Source organism: Thermobifida cellulosilytica TB100, assembly GCF_001517975.1.
Lineage (GTDB): Bacteria > Actinomycetota > Actinomycetes > Streptosporangiales > Streptosporangiaceae > Thermobifida > Thermobifida cellulosilytica.
Genome location: NZ_KQ950183.1, coordinates 123,065 through 141,317, shown reverse-complemented (window position 1 = coordinate 141,317; position 18,253 = coordinate 123,065). Strand labels below are relative to the sequence as shown.

The 18,253-nt window shown below is 69.2% G+C and carries 15 protein-coding genes; 8 read left to right on the top strand and 7 right to left on the bottom strand.

From position 1 onward, the window contains the following. Positions 1-227: 227 nt before the first annotated feature. Both AC529_RS13295 and AC529_RS13290 read right to left on the bottom strand, forming a co-directional pair. Entirely contained in the window at positions 228-1,190 is a 963-nt protein-coding gene (locus AC529_RS13295) for a hypothetical protein (RefSeq protein WP_068757143.1), read from the bottom strand. Between the two features lie 854 nt (positions 1,191-2,044). Beyond that, on the bottom strand, positions 2,045-3,643 hold the full coding sequence (locus tag AC529_RS13290; RefSeq protein WP_068757142.1) for a serine/threonine-protein kinase: 1,599 nt from the start codon (positions 3,641-3,643) through the stop codon (positions 2,045-2,047). Between the two features lie 205 nt (positions 3,644-3,848). On the opposite strand from AC529_RS13290, the gene AC529_RS13285 reads away from it, so the two are divergent. After that, a complete protein-coding gene (locus AC529_RS13285) occupies positions 3,849-4,355 on the top strand; it encodes a DinB family protein (RefSeq protein ID WP_068757140.1) in 507 nt (168 codons plus the stop codon). 115 nt (positions 4,356-4,470) lie between these two features. Continuing rightward, positions 4,471-5,187, top strand: a complete 717-nt coding sequence (locus tag AC529_RS13280) for a DUF5710 domain-containing protein (protein ID WP_068757139.1) — start codon at positions 4,471-4,473, stop codon at positions 5,185-5,187. Between the two features lie 27 nt (positions 5,188-5,214). Here AC529_RS13280 and AC529_RS13275 read toward each other — a convergent pair whose 3' ends face one another. Beyond that, positions 5,215-6,066: an SAM-dependent methyltransferase gene (locus AC529_RS13275; protein ID WP_068757137.1), complete on the bottom strand. Its 852-nt coding sequence runs from the start codon at positions 6,064-6,066 to the stop codon at positions 5,215-5,217. 401 nt (positions 6,067-6,467) lie between these two features. Between AC529_RS13275 and AC529_RS13270 the strand changes: the two genes are divergently transcribed. Beyond that, complete coding sequence (locus tag AC529_RS13270; RefSeq protein WP_068757135.1) at positions 6,468-6,767, top strand: NIPSNAP family protein; 300 nt, start codon at positions 6,468-6,470, stop codon at positions 6,765-6,767. A gap of 179 nt (positions 6,768-6,946) precedes the next feature. On the opposite strand, the gene AC529_RS13265 is transcribed toward AC529_RS13270, so the two are convergent. Next, entirely contained in the window at positions 6,947-7,147 is a 201-nt protein-coding gene (locus AC529_RS13265) for a hypothetical protein (protein WP_068757133.1), read from the bottom strand. Between the two features lie 207 nt (positions 7,148-7,354). On the opposite strand from AC529_RS13265, the gene AC529_RS13260 reads away from it, so the two are divergent. The 5 genes from AC529_RS13260 to AC529_RS13240 all read left to right on the top strand — a co-directional run bounded on the left by AC529_RS13260 (position 7,355) and on the right by AC529_RS13240 (position 11,123). Then, complete coding sequence (locus tag AC529_RS13260; RefSeq protein WP_068757130.1) at positions 7,355-7,933, top strand: NUDIX hydrolase; 579 nt, start codon at positions 7,355-7,357, stop codon at positions 7,931-7,933. A 112-nt stretch (positions 7,934-8,045) separates the two neighbouring features. Then, complete coding sequence (locus AC529_RS13255) at positions 8,046-8,564, top strand: GntR family transcriptional regulator (protein ID WP_157080206.1); 519 nt, start codon at positions 8,046-8,048, stop codon at positions 8,562-8,564. Between the two features lie 3 nt (positions 8,565-8,567). Then, on the top strand, positions 8,568-9,329 hold the full coding sequence (locus tag AC529_RS13250; RefSeq protein ID WP_068757126.1) for a GntR family transcriptional regulator: 762 nt from the start codon (positions 8,568-8,570) through the stop codon (positions 9,327-9,329). Positions 9,330-9,441: 112 nt separating this feature from the next. Beyond that, on the top strand, positions 9,442-10,572 hold the full coding sequence (locus tag AC529_RS13245; RefSeq protein ID WP_198156418.1) for an adenosylhomocysteinase: 1,131 nt from the start codon (positions 9,442-9,444) through the stop codon (positions 10,570-10,572). After that, complete coding sequence (locus AC529_RS13240) at positions 10,569-11,123, top strand: NUDIX hydrolase (RefSeq protein WP_068757122.1); 555 nt, start codon at positions 10,569-10,571, stop codon at positions 11,121-11,123. The genes AC529_RS13245 and AC529_RS13240 overlap by 4 nt, the downstream gene beginning before the upstream one ends. An 84-nt stretch (positions 11,124-11,207) precedes the next feature. Here AC529_RS13240 and AC529_RS13235 read toward each other — a convergent pair whose 3' ends face one another. From AC529_RS13235 to AC529_RS13230, 3 genes are read right to left on the bottom strand one after another with little or no spacing between them, the layout of a single operon-like run. Continuing rightward, positions 11,208-14,372 carry a type I restriction endonuclease subunit R gene (locus tag AC529_RS13235; protein WP_068757119.1) on the bottom strand — a complete coding sequence of 1,055 codons (3,165 nt, stop codon included), beginning with the start codon at positions 14,370-14,372 and terminating at the stop codon, positions 11,208-11,210. Beyond that, positions 14,369-15,592 (bottom strand): restriction endonuclease subunit S, encoded by a 1,224-nt coding sequence (locus tag AC529_RS19690; RefSeq protein ID WP_083948201.1) that lies wholly within the window; start codon positions 15,590-15,592, stop codon positions 14,369-14,371. The genes AC529_RS13235 and AC529_RS19690 overlap by 4 nt, the downstream gene beginning before the upstream one ends. After that, on the bottom strand, positions 15,589-17,592 hold the full coding sequence (locus AC529_RS13230) for a type I restriction-modification system subunit M (RefSeq protein WP_068757116.1): 2,004 nt from the start codon (positions 17,590-17,592) through the stop codon (positions 15,589-15,591). Before AC529_RS13230 ends, AC529_RS19690 begins: the two co-directional genes overlap by 4 nt. Positions 17,593-18,253: the final 661 nt, after the last annotated feature.

The following is an 18,253-nucleotide window of genomic DNA, read 5'->3' as shown; positions in this document are numbered from 1 at the left end:
TCCGGTCTCACATTCCCCAGGGGAGAAACATTCGGAGGCTAGCACCGCCCGTGGTCGGCGACAACGCAGAAGAATGGACGGGATCGTCATTCCCTTTCCCGCACACAACCGGAGGAAAACACTTTTTTTCCGGACCGAGTACGCGGATTCCCGCGGGCTTCTCCCCCGTTCCCCCGGAGGGCGGGGCGGCGTGCCCGCCGCGGGCACGCCGCTTTCCGGACCGGATCCTAGCCGTGGCTGAACGGGCTGATCTTGCTGCGCAGCTCGGCCCGTTCGACGCCGGTGGCGGCACCGATGTACCCGGCCAGGGAGAGCAGCTCCTCGTCGGTGCCGCTGGCCCAGACGACCCGGACCCGGGTCCCCAGGTCGAGGTTGAGGTAGAGGCTCGGACCGTTGGAGACGTCGAGCACCACGGTGGTCCCGTCGCGCTTGACGACCTCCTGCCCCTGCGTGCCCTCCACGAGACTCAGCGACTCCCAGTTCTCCGCCTCGCGGCGGTAGACGTGGAGGTAGAGCGGTTCCGCGTCCTCGCGCTTGATGTTGCGGTACTCCACGAGCACCTCGGCCCGCTCCGGGGAGGCCTCGACGTCCTCCAGGTCCCAGTCGGGGTGGCGCAGCACCGGGATGGCGGGGTGCCGGTCGAACTCGGAGCGCGGGGCGAGCCGGATCACCTCGTTCTCGGTCAGCACGCCCCCCACGAGCACGACGAGGGCGGCGGTGACGGCGAGCACGGGCTTGCGGTAGCTGCCGCGCCGACCGGTGGCCGCCACGCAGACCAGCAGGCCGGCGAGCGCGGAGAGGCCCGACGCCCACCACAGGGCGTCGACCGGTCCGTACCAGCCGACCCGCGAGATCGCGTACCCCACCGGGACGATCAGGGCGAGCGAGGCGGTCGCGAGGGGGTTCTGGACGCCGAGGCCGCGCAGGACACGGCCCAGCAACGCCCACAGGGACAGCAGGACCAGGAGCCCGGCCAGTCCGAGGGTCGCGACGGCGCCGGGGGCCAGCATGCTGGCCTCGCTCGGCAGCAGCAGGCTGATCGGGGCGGAGACGACCGCCAGTGCCGCCGCCGCCAGCACCGCAGAGCAGACGGCGAACAGCAGCGCGCCCAGCGCCCGGCGCTGCCCCGACACCGGAGGACGGTCCGAGCGGTCGGCTTCGGCGGAGGATGCGGACAGGGGAGCGGTCATGGATGCAGTCCAATCCGACGTTTTGGGAGCGCTCCCAAAATCTAGACCACTCCAGTTGGAAACACTGCGCAATCGAGCCTGTATCGAATGTGACATTTTCAGCAGTCTTCAGACCACTTTCCTGACCTGGACAAAGCCCTCCGGGGCAGCCCTGGCGCGACAGCAGTTCCGGTTGCGGTGTCAACCAGTCCGACCCGACAGGCGTCCCCGCAGACTGCCGACCATTCGGTATGCCCCCTCCCCCGCGGATCGGGAGCGGGGCCGGGCTCACGCGATGTCCGCCTCCACCAGGAACGCGCTCCCCGGTCTCCGCCTCCCGGTCGGCGGCCGCGCGGGTCTCGGAAGGCTCGCCGTGGAGCGCGGAGCGGCACCCGGTGAGCGCGCTGACCTCCCCGCGGCCCGGCCCTCGCCGCGGACTGCCCGTCCGGCAGTCCTCCCGCCCGGGAGAGGATCTCCTGGGCGCTGCGGTGGTTGCGGTGCAGCCGGGCGACGCCTCCCACCGGTCGGCCCAGTGCCCGCAGCGCCGCCTTTATGTCGTAGATTCACTGGTGCGGGTCTGCGACGGCGAAGCGGCCGTCGGGGCGACCGGCACGGCCGCGCGCAGCAGGCGCCACCGGGCCGGGCGCAGGTCCCGGGCCTCGTCGACGACGTGCCTGCTCCTGGCCCAGGAACCGTCCGCTCCCGGAAGCGCGGACCGTTCGGCGGCCTCCTCCCGGCGCTGCTGTTCCTCGGAGCCGTCGAGGAAGCGCGGCCCGCGCCCTCCCGTGCCCCGGTGGGGCCCCGGTCGGCCTGGAAGTCGACGGCGGTGATGTCGGCGCGGCCCGGCTACTGGGGCCGTCCTCCTGGGGAGGGGGTCAGGCGCGGTCGCGGCCGAGCCGGGCCAGCAGGTCGGCGGCCTCCCGGGTGAGGGGGTCGCCGGGGCCGAGGGCCGCGGCCAGGTCGGCGTGCACCGCGCCGAGACGGCGGCGGGCCTCGGCGACGCGCCCGGTGTACAGCAGCAGCCTGCCGATCTCCAGGCGCAGTTCCAGGGCCATCTGGTCGCGGTCGCCGCGCACCGGCGCGACGCGGGTGAGGAGCTCCTGGAACTCGCGCAGCGCGACCGTGGACTCGCCCAGTTGCGCCCGGCACAGGGCGGCCTGCTGGCGGCAGAGCAGGGCGCGTTCGCTGTCCGGCCCCTCTGCTGCGGCGAAGTGGTCGGCCAGCTCCCGGTACTCGGGCAGGGCGCGCCGGTGGTCGCCGCCGAGGCTGAGCGCGACGGCGCGGCTCAGCCGCAGCTCCACCACGTCCCGGTGGGCGGCGCCCAGGCAGGGCACGGCCCGGTCGAGGACCTCGTCGAGCACTCCGGCGGCCTGGGCGTAGCGCTCCTCCTCGATGAGGATCTCGACGTGCTCGGCGACCTCGGCGAGCTCGTCCTCCAGCTCCTCGACGGAGGGGAGGGTGGGCAGCGACGGGGCCTGGTGGTCGGGCTGCGCGGGCCGGGCGGGCGCGGGGCGGCGGGGTGCGGCGCCGTCCGGCCGGGGCCGCGGGGCCAGGGGACGCCGGTAGGGGCGGGTGGGGTCGGGCAGGCCCCCGGGGGGCGGAAGGGCGTCCGCGGCGGCGGGATCGGGGGCGGGCAGGAAGGGCACGAGGCGGTCGTGGACGTCCTGGGCGCCGGCCGGGCGCTCCTCGGGGTTCTTGGCCAGCAGGTGCAGCACCAGGTCGTCGAGTGCGGCGGGCACGTCGGGGCGCAGGTCCCGTACCGGCTGGGGCGCGGTGCGGACGTGGTGGTCCATGACCTCGTAGTCGCTGTCGCCGGGGAACACCCGGTGCCCGGTGAGCAGCTCGTAGAGCATGCAGCCGAGCGAGTACAGGTCGCTGGCGGGTCCGGCGACGCCGCCGCGCACCTGTTCGGGCGGCATGTAGGCGCAGGTGCCGAGGCGTCTGCCGGTGGCGGTGAGCCGGGTGGTGTCGGTGCGCAGCACCGCGGCGATGCCGAAGTCGAGGACCTTGACGGAGCCGTCCTCGGCGACCATGACGTTGCCGGGTTTGAGGTCGCGGTGGATGACGGGCACCGCGTGGGCGTAGGACAGCACCGTGCAGATCTGCGCGGCGACGGCCACCGCGGTCGCCACGGGCAGCGGCCCCTCCTCCTCGATGAGGTCGCCCAGCGGCACGCCGCGCACCAGTTGCATGACGAGGTAGAGCTGTTCGTGGTCGCCGTCGATGTCGGCGTCGAAGACGGCGGGCACGCCCGGGTGCTCGATCCGCGCGGTGATCCTGGCCTCGCGGCGGAACCGGGCGGCCAGCTCCTCGGCCTCCAGCCGGTCGGCGGCGACGCCGGGGCGGATGACCTTGACCGCCACCTGCCGGTCGAGCACGATGTCGTAGCCCTGCCACACCTGCCCCATGCCGCCGCTGCTGATCGGCCTGGTGAGTTCGTACCGTCCCCGGATGCGGTCTCCCTGCGTCGGCACGGCGTGCTGGCCTCCTCGGTGCTGCGGACGACGTTCGACGGGCGCGCTCACCGGCATTCAACCCCACAGCGGGATGCTTTGCCCCCTTTTCCACCCATTCGGTCGGCCGGATTCGGCGGCAGCGGACATCCGCCCCGGCGGCGCGCGCTCCCCCACCGCGACCCCCGCACTCTTCTGTCCGGGCGTGCGGGAGTAGTGTCGCGGCGTGACGAACTCCCGACCGCGCGGCGACGTGCGCCCTCCGAAGATCAACGCCGACGAGAAGACTACCCTGCTCACCTTCCTCGACTACCTGCGCGAGTCGGTGGCCGCGAAGCTGTCGGGGCTGACCGACGAGCAGGCCCGCACCCCCGGAGTGCCCTCGGGCACCAGCCTGCTGTGGCTGGTCAAGCACCTGGCGGCGGTGGAGTACGACTGGTTCGCCTGGGCCTACGCCGGGGACCCGGGCCCGTTCCGCGACTACCGGCTGCGGCCCGCCGAGGAGGACACCGTGGAGAGCGTGCTGGCCGCCTACCGGGAGGCGGCACAGCGCTCCAACGAGATCGCGCTGGCCTGCGACGACCTGGACCGCCCGGGCGTGCGGTCGCTGCGGGAGCACGAGCCCGCGCCGTCGCTGCGCTGGGTGCTGGTCCACATGGTGGAGGAGACCGCCCGCCACGCCGGCCACGCCGACATCCTGCGGGAGCAGATCGACGGCGCGGTGGGACGCTAGCCCTCCGCACCCCGCGGACCGGCCCGGCGGCGGGCGCGCCCGCCGCCGGGCCGGCCGGTTCCTCCGCTGCGCCGGGAGGGGAGAATGGTCCCCGCCGAGGTGGAGGAGGACGCCCATGACGGGCCGACGGATCTGGCTGGACGTGCCGTTCGCGGAGAAGGACGAGGCCAAGGCAGCGGGCGCGCGCTGGGACCCGGCCGAGAAGCGGTGGTACGCGCCCCGGCCGGGCATGGACGCGCTGGCGCGGTGGGCCGCCGCTCCCGAGGTTCCCGACCTGCTGCCCGGCGAGGACCGGTCGTTGGGCTCGGGGCTGTTCGTCGACCTGGTGCCCAGCACGTGCTGGTTCACCAACGTCCGCTCGTGCGTGGACGCCCGCGACTGGGAGCGGCTGCGGCGGATGGTCACCCGCCGGGCGGGACGGCGCTGCGAGGTCTGCGGCGCGGCGGAGGACCGCGCGGCCCGGCGGTGGCTGGAGGTGCACGAACGCTGGGTCTACGACGAGCGGACCCGCGTGCAGGCGCTGCGCCGCCTGATCTGCCTGTGCACCGACTGCCACACCGTCACCCACTTCGGCCTCGCGCAGGTGCGCGGCCTGGCCGGACGGGCCTTCGCCCACCTGCGCGAGGTCACGGGGATGACCGAGGCCCAGGCCCGCCGCCACGTCGACGAGGCGTTCGCCGTGTGGGAGGCGCGGTCGCGGGTGGCGTGGACGCTGGACCTGAGCATGCTCACCGACGCCGGTGTCCGGCTGGCCCCGCCTCCGCGGGCCGTCGAGCGCGCGGCGGTCGCCGCGCGGCAGTGGGGCGAGGAACGCGGAGCGGACCGGCGGTGAGCCCGCCCGGAGGACCGGGCGGACGGGTCAGGGCTTGCGCAGGACGCCGCCGAGCTCCCAGATCTTCTTGGTCTCGGAGGAGCGGCCGACGTAGGGGCGCAGCGGCTCGGGGACGGGGCCGAGCGACGGCTGGTTCGGGTCGGGCCGCCACTGGGAGACGTCGACGATGCCGGGCTCGACGGGCTCCAGACCGGCGACGAACTCGTGCAGCTCCGCGGGGCGGCGCACCCGCCCCCACGGCCCCAGGGCGAGCATCTCCTCGGTGAAGGCGTCGCCCGCCTCCACGTCGTCGCTGCACAGGTGGGAGATGGCGAGGTAGCTGCCGGACGGCACCGCGTCGAGCATGGTCCGCAGCGCGCCCGCGGGGTCGGCGCTGTCCGGCAGGCAGTGCAGGACGGAGAAGTACAGCAGACCGACCGGCTGGTCGAAGTCGATGAGGGCCCTCAGGTCCTCGTTGGCGAGGATCTGCTCGGGCTGGGCCATGTCCGCCGTGATCACCGTGGTGCTGTGGTCGTCGGCGAGGAGCGCGCGCCCGTGCGCCAGCACGATCGGGTCGATGTCGATGTAGACGACACGGGCCTCCGGCTGGAACTCCTGGGCCACCTGGTGCACGTTGTTGCGGGTGGGCATTCCGCTGCCCATGTCGATGAACTGGCGGATTCCGGCCTCGCGCGCCAGGTAGCGCACCGCGCGGTAGAGGAAGAGGCGGTTCTCCCGCGCGACGTCGAGCATTTCGGGCGAGACCTGGACCAGAGCGAGCGCCGCCTGGCGGTCGACCTCGAAATTGTCCTTGCCGCCCATTCCGTAGTCGTAGACACGCGCGACCGTGGGCTGGTCGGTACGGATCTCCGGGATCTGGGACGAAGCCGGGGAAGACACCTGGCGCACACTCCTTGCTGGGCCGTATACCGATCGCGTCCGCGACGATACTAATCTCCACGGAAAATCCTCACGGGGTTTTCGCCGGAATCCTCCCGGGCCCGGTGCCGTTCGCTGCGGACGCGCCCCCGGCCACCACGGGGAGAACGGCGGTTCCTCCCCGGCGGGAAATTCGGACAGGGCCCACGTGAGCGGCCCGCCGGGAGGGGAGCCGCGCCGGAGCGGCCGTGCCGCCTCCCACCGGCGCCACCGACCGCCGTGGCCGGATCCGGCCATTTCGGGTCCGCCTCTCGACAGCGGACGGGAAGCACGTTCCGTGTCGGCTGTTCCGGCGGCTCGGGGCACACTACCGTGTGTGTGTCGCCCGCCGACGCCCCCGACCGAGGATTGGAGCAGGTTGCATGGCCGGTACCGTCGAGCACCGCGTCTACACGGTCCGCGAGGGACTGCTGGACGAGTGGGTGCGGCGTTGGCGCGAGGAGATCGTCCCGCTGCGCCTGGAACTCGGGTTCACCATCGAAGGCGCGTGGATCGACCGCGAGAACAACAGGTTCATCTGGACCCTCGGCTACGACGGCCCCGAGGGCTTCGCCGAGGCCAACCGCCGCTACTGGGCCTCCCCCAGGCGCGCGGCGATGAACCTCGACCCCGAGGACTACCTCCTCTCCACCGAGAAGACCACGGTCACCCGCGTCTACTGACCCGGTCGCCGCGACGGCCGGGCGCGGCCGTCGCGGCCCGCGGGCACCGGGCCGGAGGCGGCAGCCGTCTCCGGGGCGGCGACCGCCTCTGCCCTCCCCCTCACCGACGAGGGCGGCCGCACGGCCCCGCGCCTCCCCCCGATCGGGCGCGGGACCGCCGGCGGACCGGGCTGGCGGTCCTACCAGCCTGTGAGGAGCTCGAACGCCAGCAGCACGGCCAGGCCCAGGCCGAGCGCTCCGTAGAGCATCAGCCAGACGGCCCCGCCGGAAGAGCTGGACGCCGAGTCCCGCGACGCGCTGACGAGACTGCAATTGCCGCAGAACGGGCTGGGGTAGTGGTCGTAGCTGACAGAGACGGGCTCACCGCAGTGACAGAGCATGGCTCTCCTCAGAATCGAGGGACGGCGCGGCGGGGGCCGGGGAGACGTCTCACCCTGAGGTGCGAGTCTCGGGGGACGCTGAAGTGATTACATCACACATCAGCGAAATGGGTGACGCTTTCGCTACTTAACGTCATCTTCATGGGTGTCCTCCGGTGTGCGCGAATCGATTGCGGGCCCCCGGCCGGGCCGGTTGACCGGAGCACCATGACCGTCACCAACGCGCAGATCCGCGCCGCCCTGGACCGCTACCTCGCCCGCTTCCCCGACGAGCGCGACCGGGTCGGACTGCTGGAGCAGGCCCTCGCCGAGGGCCACGACCTGTCCTCGCGCAAAGAGTTCCGCATCGGCCACGCCACCGCCGGAGCGGTGGTGGTCGACCCCGACAACCGGGTGCTGCTGATCCGCCACAGAGCACTGAACGCCTGGCTGCTGCCCGGCGGCCACCTGGAGCCCGAAGACACCGACCTGCTCGCCGCCTCCCTGCGCGAACTGGCCGAGGAGACCGGCCTGCACCCCCAACACGTCCACCCCCACGACGGAACAGACCCGGCCCCCATCGACCTCGACATCCACCGGATTCCCGCCAACCCGGCCAGGGGCGAGCCCGAACACTGGCACTTCGACTTCCGCTACCTGCACCGGGCCTCCGCCCACGGGGTGCACCTCCAGACGGAGGAGGTCACCGGCCACGCGTGGCGCAGCCCGGCGGAGCTTCCCGCACCGCGACTGGCCGCCAGACTCGCGGCCGTCCTCGGAGAGCCCGACGGCGCCCGGCGGCCGTGACACCGGGGCCGTCCAAATTCCGGCACTCCAAGCCGGACGTAGGGTGAAGGCGGTGCTTGCTACTGTGCCACCACAACCATCACACCGGGGAGGAAACGTGGATCTACCGCGCGTGAACGACGACTCCGTGGACTACGTGACGCCCCGTGCCGCGGGAGTGCCCGACCCGTGGTCTGCGCAGGGTGGTGGAAGGACTTCACAGCGCCTGGTCGAGGTGGCCGAGGTGCCCGCTCCCGAACCGGTGGCCGAGGCGTTCGCTCTCGCGGAGGGCAGCCCAGTCGTACTGCGCCGCCGGATCATGCTGTTCGACGGTCGGCCGGTGGAGTTGACCCACTCCTACTACCCGACACCGATCGCGTCAGGTACCGAGTTGGCAGAACCACGCAAGATCCCCGGAGGCGCACCCACACTGCTGGCCCGACTGGGATACCCACCCCACGAGGTGGTCGAGGACATCAGCGTCCGCCAAGCCACCGCTGTCGAGGCTGCCGAACTGGAGATCACGGAAGGGCACCCCGTACTCGTCCTGTTTCGGGTCACCCGCGCCTTTGACGGCACGGCGTTCGAGGCGTCGATGATGATCATGCGCCCGGAAGGCCGCCACCTGCGTTACCGGATCATGGTGGGCTGAGCGGTGGCGCACAAGAAAGACTCCCGTCCCCGACACCAGCAGATCGCGGCCGAACTGCGCGCCGCCATCATGTCCGGAGAGCTGGCCCCCGGCCAGCAGTTGCCCACCACCCAGGAATTGGCATCGCGCTACCAGGTGACCGGCCAGACCGTACAACGCACACTGAAGGTCCTCAAAGAAGAGGGATTCGTCATCGGCCGGGCCGGAGTCGGAGTGTACGTGCGGAACGAGACGCCTCTGGCTCTTCAACCTGCCTCCTACTTTCCCCCAGCCGCAGAGCAGCAGCCCTACCGGTGGATCAGTGAGGCGAAGCGCCGCTCCCAGCGAGGCTCCGCACGCCTGATCACCGTGGGGGAGACGGTTCCTCCGCCCGAGGTGGCCCGGGAACTGGGGCTCGAAGCGGGGCAGAGTGCGGCACTGCGCCACCAGATGCTGCTTCTGGACGACGAACCCGCTGAACTGGTGTGGAACTACTTTCCGATGGAGATCGCGCGCGGCACCCCCCTCCTGGAAAAGAAGAAAATCCGCGGAGGCTCCCCGCGTCTTCTCGCTGACCTCGGGTATCCGGCGCGTGAGCACGTCGACCGGGTATCGGCCCGGCTGGCCACCACCGAGGAGTTCGAAGCATTGGAGCTACCCGACGACGTCCCCGTGCTGCGCACCCTGCGCACCGTCTACACCGACCAGTCCCGCCCCATTGAGGTTTCCATCCTGGTCAAGGGCGCCCACCGGTACGAACTTCTGTACCGGGACGTCATCGGGTAACTGCGGGACACCTGTGCCTCAGAGAGGAATCACAGCTATTACCTTGATGCATCAATCATCAAAGCATTAAGGTTGTGATGCTTTGACCCCTCCTCGCAGCCAGGAGCCCTCCGTGCTGGAAGACTTCGAACGCGACCGGATCACTGCTTACTTCACCAAGGTCACAAGCCCGTTCGCCCCCACTCGACGTGTGTCCTCCATCGCGGTCACCCACTTGCTCGCAGAACGCCCGCTCTTCCTTCACGCACTCGCTCAACTGACGCAGGTGTGCGCCCTGCTTCCCAAGCCCAAGAGCATCGACCCCACAGCGCACCAGGAAGCCTCCCAGCACTGGAGATGCGACCAACTCGACCGGAACCGCTTCGCCTGCCCCGAACAAGCCCTGTCCTACCTGGAGAATCGCGCCCCCGGGCAACGTCTGGTGCTGCTGGACGTCGGCGGGTACTTTGCTCCAGCTCTCCCGCAGATCTGCGACAGGTTCTCCGGACAGATCCTGGGGTTGGTCGAGGACACCGAGAACGGGCACCGTCGTTACCTGGCCTACGACAAACCACCGTGCCCGGTGTACAGCGTGGCCCGTTCCCCGCTCAAAACCCCCGAGGACTATCTCGTGGGCCAGTCAGTCGTGTTCTCCACCGAAGCGCTGATCCGTTCCCGGGGGGAAATCCTCTACGGCCGCGGCGCAACAGTGATCGGGTTCGGGAAACTGGGTTCCTCGGTGGCTCACATGCTGCACACCAGAAACGTACAAGTAACGGTATTCGATACCGATCCAGTCAAACGCACCCACGCACTCGCCCAGGGGTTCCGCACAACCTGTTCCCTGCGTGAAGCCCTCACCGACGCGGGCATCATCGTATGCGCGACCGGCAACCTGGCGCTCAGGCAGGGGGATTTCGACCGTGTCGCCAACGGGGCCTACATCGCATCGGTCACCTCGTCCGACGACGAACTCGAGCTCGACGTACTCCACCGGAGCTACACCAGCGAGCACGTCGCCCCCCATGTCACCCGCTACTCCCGCACCGGTCACTACTTCTACGTCCTCAACGACGGCAATGCCGTCAACTTCCTGCACGGAGCCAGCGTGGGTGCCTTCATCTTCCTGGTCCAGGCCGAAATACTCGCTGCTGTCGCGTTGCTGGCCGACCAGGAACACGAGCCCGGACACCACGAACTTCCCGCAGATATCCGCGAATCGATTGCGGCCACCTGGCTGGACCACTTCACTGGAGCACCATGACCGTCACCAACGCGCAGATCCGCGCCGCCCTGGACCGCTACCTCGCCCGCTTCCCCGATGAGCGCGACCGGGTCGGACTGCTGGAGCAGGCCCTCGCCGAGGGCCACGACCTGTCCTCGCGCACGGAGTTCCGCATCGGCCACGCCACCGCCGGAGCGGTGGTGGTCGACCCCGACAACCGGGTGCTGCTGATCCGCCACAGAGCACTGAACGCCTGGCTGCTGCCCGGCGGCCACCTGGAGCCCGAAGACACCGACCTGCTCGCCGCCTCCCTGCGCGAACTGGCCGAGGAGACCGGCCTGCACCCCCAACACGTCCACCCCCACGACGGAACAGACCCGGCCCCCATCGACCTCGACATCCACCGGATTCCCGCCAACCCGGCCAGGGGCGAGCCCGAACACTGGCACTTCGACTTCCGCTACCTGCACCGGGCCTCCGCCCACGGGGTGCACCTCCAGACGGAGGAGGTCACCGGCCACGCGTGGCGCAGCCCGGCGGAGCTTCCCGCACCGCGACTGGCCGCCAGACTCGCGGCGGCCACCGGCTGACCCGGCCTCCCCGTCGTCTGCCGGTCCCGGCACCGGCAGGCGGCGGCCGTGGCACCGGGGCCGGGCGGAGTCGCGCCCGGCGGGCTAGCGGTCGGTGACGCCGTGCTGGCGGCGCAGCAGGCGGAACGCGGCGCGGCGCATGCTGTTGTTGAGGGAGCTGCGGAACTCGTCGTCGCCGAAGTAGCGGTCGGTGAACGTGCTGTTGGCCTCGGCGCGCTCCAGCATCACGTCTTCCATCACCGGGTCGAAGACGTGCGCGAACGCCTCCTCGTCGGAGTTGGCGACGGCCGCCAACTGCACGTCGGGGTTGCCCATGGCGGCGGCCAGCCGCTCCTCGACCATGAGCCGGTCGGCCTCCGAGAGGCACTGGCCGAAGCGCTCGTTGAGCGCGGCGATGATCTCCGACAGCAGCATCTTCTCCGGCTCGTCGGGTCCCGCCCCGGCCTGGTCGGAGAATCCGGGCAGCGCCTGCTCGCCCTCGGCGTCCAGGCTGAGGTTGTGCTCGCCGGTCTTGGTGACCCGCAGGTGGCTCAGGTCGACCTCGCCGATGTCCACGCTCCCGTCACCGCTGCCGCGCAACCGGGGCGCGAGGTGCTTGGCGAACAGGTAGAGCTGTTCCAGTTCGGGGTCGGTGTAGGGCACGACCTGGGCGAGGAACCCGTACTTGCGGATGTAGTCGGTCAGGTCGGCGCGGAACCGCTCGGCCGTGGCCCGGTCGGCCTCGTCGCCGTGGTACAGCTCCCAGTAGCGCTCCACCGCCGGGGTGGTGAGGGTGTGCAGCTCGGCGTGCTTCCCGGAGCGCCCGTCCTCCCGGCGCGCGTCCAGGTAGGCGGCGGCGAACTCGGCCATCTCCCCGGGCAGCAGGATCGGCGGCTCCATGACCCGGCCCTGCGCCTCGTAGAGCAGGTTGGGGTCGGTGCCGGCGGTGACCGCCTCCTCGTGGAAGGGGCGGAACGCGGCCTGGATGTCCTCGGCCTCGTTGACGAAGTCGAGGACGAACAGGTCCTCCTGCGCCTTGAGGGGGTGGGTGCGGTTGAGCCGGGACAGGGTCTGCACGGCCGCGATGCCCTTGAGCGGCTTCTCCACGTACATGGTGGTGAGCAGCGGCTGGTCGAAGCCGGTCTGGTACTTCTCGGCCACCACGAGGATGCGGTACTCGCGCTTCCCGGCGGCGCGGCGCGCGGCGGCGTTGCGGTCGTCGGCGGCGGTGTAGGCGAACCGTCCGGGCAGCTCCCCCTCGGGGAACCCGTTGACCGCGGACTCGGTGAGCTCCTCGGCCTCGCCCGCGAGCTTCAGGGAGCCGGAGAACGCGACGAGCACGCCCGGGTCGGGGTAGCCGCGGTCGGCGATGTAGCTACGCAGCGCCCGGTACAGCCGCACCGCGTTCTCCCGGGACCGGGTGACGACCATGGCCTTGGCGCGCCCGCCCAGCAGCCCGGCGGTGTGCGCGCGGAAGTGCTCCACGATGATCTCGGCGTGCTGGGCAAGCATGGCCGGGTTGAGGTAGGCGAAGCGGGCCAGCAGCGAGCTCGCCTTGTCCGGGTCCACCTCGGGGTCGTGGGGGTCCTGGCGCACCAACCGGAAGTAGGACTTGTAGGTGACGTAGTTGCGCAGCGGGTCGAGGATGAAGCCCTCCTCGATGGCCTGGCGCATCGAGTAGGTGTGGAACGGCCGGTACTGCTGTGCCTCGGCGTCCCACTCCCCGAACAGTTCCAGGGTCTTGTGCTTGGGGGTGGCGGTGAACGCGAAGTAGGACAGGTTGCGGCTGCGGCCCCGCGCCTTCGCGGACTCGGTGAGCGCCCGCTCGGTGGGGTCGGCGCCCTCGGCGATGTCGGTGTCGTCGTCGGCGTCCAGGCCGAGGCCGCGCAGCACCCGTTTGACGTCGGCGGCGGCGTCGCCGGACTGGGAGGAGTGCGCCTCGTCCACGATGACCGCGAACCGGCCGCCGCGGATCTCGGCGGGCTCGCGCCGCAGGTAGTCGAGGAGGGCGGGGAACGTCTGGAGGGTGACCACGACGATGCGCCCGGTGCGGCCGGACAGCGCCCGGGCGAGCTGTTCGGACTTGGAGCCGTGGCGGCCGTCGACCCGCACCACCAGGCCCTCGGTCTGCTGGAAGCCGCCCACGGTGTCCTGGAGCTGGCGGTCCAGGACGGTCCGGTCGGTGATGATGATCGTCTTGTCGAAGACGGGCGTGTTGGGCTCCAGGCCGCGCGCGCGGGCCTCCGGGTCGAGCTCGGCGGGGTCGGCGGGGGTGTGCAGGGACGACAGCCGGTGCGCCAGCCAGGCGATGGTGTTGGACTTGCCGGACCCGGCCGAGTGCATGACGAGGTAGTTGTGCCCGGCGCCGTACCGGGCGGCGTGCGCGGTCACCCGCCGCACCGCGTCCCACTGGTGGAACCGGGGGAAGATCAGCGTCCGGGAGGTGCGGCCCCGGTCGGTCTTCTTCTCCTCGACGTGCAGGAACCGTTCGAGGAGGTCCAGCCACTCGTCGCGCCGCCACACCCGCTCCCACAGGTAGGAGGTGCGGTAGCCGCCGTCGGGGGCGGGCGGGTTGCCCGCACCGCCGGGCCGGCCGGGCCCGGCCGAGCCGGTGTTGAACGGCAGGAAGCGGGTGTCCCTGCCGCGCAACTGGGTGGTGAGGAACACCTGGTCGGGGTCGACGGCGAAGTGGACGAAGGCGCGGCGGGCGAACAGCGCCTCCATCGGGTTGCGGTCGAAGCGGTACTGTCGTTTGGCGTCCTCGACGGTCTGCCCGGTCATCGGGTTCTTCAGTTCGGCGGTGGCCACCGGCAGCCCGTTGACGAACAGCACGAGGTCGAGCGCGTTGCCCCGGTCGGAGCCGTCCGCGGAGTAGCGGAGCTGCCGGACCACGGTGAGCCGGTTGGCGTCGTACTCGGCGAAGGAGTCCGCGGCGGCGGCCAGCGACGGCTTGAAGTAGGCGAGCCGGAACCGCACCCCCCGGTCCTTGAACCCCTCGCGGAGCACGGACAGCGTGCCGCGCCGGTCGACCTCCTTGGTGAGCTGCTTGAGGAAGCCCTGCTGGGCGGCGGCCTGGTCGCCGCCGTAGTAGGGGACGAGGCGCTCCCAGGCGTCGCCCTGGGTGTCCCCGATGAACGCGAACAGTTCGGCGGTGTCGAGCGCAAGCTCGGCGTCGTAGTGGGCGGCGGACCCCAGCCGCCAGCCACCGGAGGCGGTCATCGCGGCGACGACGGCCTCCTCGAAAGAGCGTTCATCGTGGACAGGACTCATGACAGGTCGGCTCCCCGGGCGGTGGTGACGTCGATCTGACCGGTGACGGCGGCGGTGATGAGGGCCTGGCGGCGTTCGGCGAGGAGGGAGAGTTGTTTCTTACGCAGGCTCTTCTGCCGGTTAATCAGTTCTTCTGTTCGTTCAACCTCACGTACCAGCCTCCTCTGTTCTTCCAGAGGAATATCGGGAATCCTGATGTTGCGGATGTCTGGAAGCGACAACTGGGTTTTAGTTCCCCCATACTGGCTTCCCATGAGTTCACTCTGAACCACGGAGGACGCAATCATGTAGCCGAGCCAGCGACCGTCAAGAATCCTGGAGTCGGGCCTGACCAGGCTGACATGTTGACTCACATAACCACCAGAGACCGATGCATCGGCCAAGGCAACCCATCCGGAGTTTGCCCCGGTGATACCCACAAGAACATCACCGGAAGATATTCTCGACCTGACAGCCTCAACTCTGGCCTCAGCAGGAAGTCGGACATAAGCCACATCAGACAGATCAGGCACAAGGGACCTTCTATTCAGATTAGCACTGCGGAAGAAAATCTCCCCATCATCATCAAGATATCCACCCCAGCCACGAGGTCCGCTTGTAACCAGAAGAGTTGCATATCCAAGCTTTTTCCACTGAGCCCTACCAGCACGACGCCAAACTTCGTCAAGCGTCCACTGTCTCCGCTCTTCGAGCAGATCAAGCTGACGAGATATCAGGCCACTAAGACGATCGATACCCCTTGTCTCAGAATCAAGAAAATTAGCAATATTCCCCTGAACATCCAGCGGAGGATTAACAATAGGAAGCGCCGCCAAAGCCTCCGAGGAGAGCTCCAAGAAAGTGGAACCCAAACCCTGCGATTGCAGAGCATTTTTCATACTTTCCAACTGATAACAAAAGAACCTGGCATCAACTTCACCAGTCGGAACAAGCGCTCTACAACCCTGGTTAAACGCCAGAGGGACACCAGTAATAGCCGTATATCCTATGGGTGCCCTTGTCGAAATCAGGATCGAGCCAGCAGGAACGACCGTAGATCCCGTCCTGGCCCCTTTCTCTGTGATTGTACGCCTTGTAGAGTTCAGCTTCCCCGAAACCGATCCCAAGTCGACTGGCGTGGCCCACGGGATGCTGCCGTTCCAGTTTTCAGGATCAGAGGTCGGTGTCCCTCCGTTGACAACCCGAAACAACCTACGCAAAGGGATCCTGGGCCAGTTCACTTCTTCACCTTCCGCAGCAGGTCCTGAACCTCTGTCTCAAGCGCGTCCAACTCGGCGTCGATCTCCTCAAGCGGCCTCGGCGGAACGTACCTGTAGAAGTACCGGGTGAACGGGATCTCGTAGCCGATCTTGGTCTTGTCGTGGTCCACCCAGGCGTCCGGGACGTGCGGCAGGACTTCACGCTCCATATAGGCGTCGACGTCTTCCTTGAGCGGCACGTTCTCGTAGTCCCGCAGCTCCGGGTCGGGCTCGATCGCTCCCCCGCGCTTGGTCTGCACCTCACCCTTGGGGTCTCGGACAGAAACCGCGGCCCAGATCGCCTTGTCCACGCTCGCCGGAGGCTTGGGCACGCCTCCCTCGGCGAGCGCCCCGCGGAGCCGGTTGGCGAACTCGGCCTTGGCGTAGCACGGCTCCTGGCCGACCAGCGGGCGAAGCGCCTCGATCAACTGGTCTCGGTAGTCGTACTTCGCCAGCGGCTTGGCCGCCTTGAGCGCGTCCAGTGCCTCTTCGGTGACCTCGAACCGCAGCCTCAGCGGCCGTTCCACGGTGATGCGCTGGTAGCCGAAGTCCTCGTTGTCGAACACCTTGACCTTGTCGTGCAGCGGGTGTTCGGGGTCTTCGGCGACGGCGAGCGCGTCCGCGTAGAGGCGGGTCAGCTCCTCGATCTGCTCGGCGGAGATCTCCTTGCGCTTCTCACCGAGGGACTTGCGCATCTTCACGAAGTGCTCGCGGGCGTCGATCAGCACGACCTTGCCCCTGTGCGCCGCGTCCTTGCGGTTGGTGAGAATCCAGAAGTAGGTGGAGATGCCGGTGTTGTAGAACAACTGGTCGGGGAGGGCGACGATCGCCTCCAGCCAGTCGTTCTCCAGAATCCACTGGCGGATGTTCGACTCGCCCGATCCGGCGGCCCCGGTGAACAGCGGCGAGCCGTTGAAGACGATCGCGATGCGGCTGCCGCCGTCGGTCTGCCCGTCCGCGTCCGTCTGGACCGGCTTCATTTTGGCAATCATGTGCTGGAGGAACAGCAGCGACCCGTCGTTGATGCGCGGCAGCCCGGCACCGAAGCGGCCGGAGTAGCCGAGGCGTTCGTGCTCGTCCTCCACCTCTGCCTTGACCTTCTTCCACTCCACGCCGAACGGCGGGTTGGCAAGCATGTAGTCGAAGAACTTGCCGTAGTGCCGGTCGTGGCTGAAGGAGTTGCCGAACCCGATGTTCTCCGGGTCCTGCCCCTTGATCATGAGGTCGGAACGGCAGATCGCCCAGGACTCGGCATTGAGCTCCTGCCCGAACACCTCCACGTTGGCCTGCGGGTTGTGGGCGCGGATGTGGTCGTGGGCCTCGGTGAGCATGCCGCCGGTGCCGCAGGCCGGGTCGAGGACTCTGCGGACGATGCCCGGCCTGCTCAGACGTTCCTCGTCGGGGGCGAGCAGCAGGTTCACCATGAGGCGGATGACTTCGCGCGGGGTGAAGTGCTCACCGGCGGTCTCGTTGGAGATCTCGGAGAACCTGCGGATCAGCTCCTCGAAGGCGTAGCCCATCTGGAGGTTGGACACCCGGTCGGGGTGCAGGTCCAGCTCGGCGAACCTGCCCACCACCTGGTAGAGGAGCCCGGCCTCGTCCAGCCGCTTGATCTGGTTGAGGAAGTCGTACTTCTCCAGCACCTCGGCGGCGTTGGCGGAGAAGGAGCCGATGTAGGTGGTGAGGTTCTTGGCGACTTGGGAGGGGTCGGCGGCAATCCGTTCCAGGGTGAGCGGGCTGGTGTTGTAGAAGCTCTGCCCCGCGGCCTTCAGCAGCATCCTGTGGTGGACGGGCTTGTCCTTCCACTTCTCGTGGGCCTCGCGGACCGCTTCCTTGGTCGGCTCCAGGACGCAGTCCAGGCGTCGCAGCACCGTGAACGGCAGGATGACCTTGCCGTACTCGGACTGCTTGTAGTCGCCGCGCAGCAGGTCGGCGACCGACCAGATGAAGCTCACCAGCTCTTGGTGCTTGCTGTTGTCCACGGTGTCCTTCCACGCCGGTCAGGCGGTCTGGCTGAGGGGTTCGAGGATGGGGCGATTCTGGCAGAACGGGCACTGCCTTGCGGGAGAATCACCGAATCGAACGGCCTGAGTTGAGGCCGGTCCGGGAACGCCCACGCCTCAGGGGCGAGAGAATTACAGCACACCATGTTGGTGTTGACAAGGTTTTCACAAAACAGTGACGTTGTCCTCAGTCCGCGCTCGTCTGTGTGCTCTGAGCCTTCCTGGATGCTGGGGACGGGCCTTGGGCGGGCCGAGGCGTCAAACCCCAGGTCTGCTTCGGCCGGAAGGCCCGGCAGCCTTCAGGCCCGCTCCCCTGTCGGAGGGATTGTCAGGTGACAGGTTCCCGGACGCTGAGCCCTCCGCAAGACGGGCGTCCCTTTCAGGTCGAGCACCGATTCAGACAGACAAGCCAAGCCCTGGCACGGGCACGTGCTTCAGCCAGGACACCCACCACCCCCACCACCGACCACACACCGGAGAACCCGGCAGGGAGCAGACCGGCAGGGGCAGGCAGCAGACCAGCAAGGACCAGCACCCGGACGCGAAGCGCTACGGAAAGCCAACAACCCCTCAAGCACCAAAGCAGACCTCAAGGCTGCCGGGCCTCCCGGCCGAAGCAAACCGCCAGGCAGAACACACG

What these genes read in the sequence shown, in the direction of transcription:
- AC529_RS13295 (WP_068757143.1), bottom strand. Translation starts at nt 1,190, where the DNA reads ATGACCGCTCCCCTGTCCGCATCCTCCGCCGAAGCCGACCGCTCGGAC.
- AC529_RS13280 (WP_068757139.1), top strand. Translation starts at nt 4,471, where the DNA reads ATGACGGGCCGACGGATCTGGCTGGACGTGCCGTTCGCGGAGAAGGAC.
- AC529_RS13270 (WP_068757135.1), top strand. Translation starts at nt 6,468, where the DNA reads ATGGCCGGTACCGTCGAGCACCGCGTCTACACGGTCCGCGAGGGACTG.
- AC529_RS13265 (WP_068757133.1), bottom strand. Translation starts at nt 7,147, where the DNA reads ATGCTCTGTCACTGCGGTGAGCCCGTCTCTGTCAGCTACGACCACTAC.
- AC529_RS13260 (WP_068757130.1), top strand. Translation starts at nt 7,355, where the DNA reads ATGACCGTCACCAACGCGCAGATCCGCGCCGCCCTGGACCGCTACCTC.
- AC529_RS13240 (WP_068757122.1), top strand. Translation starts at nt 10,569, where the DNA reads ATGACCGTCACCAACGCGCAGATCCGCGCCGCCCTGGACCGCTACCTC.
- AC529_RS13235 (WP_068757119.1), bottom strand. Translation starts at nt 14,372, where the DNA reads ATGAGTCCTGTCCACGATGAACGCTCTTTCGAGGAGGCCGTCGTCGCC.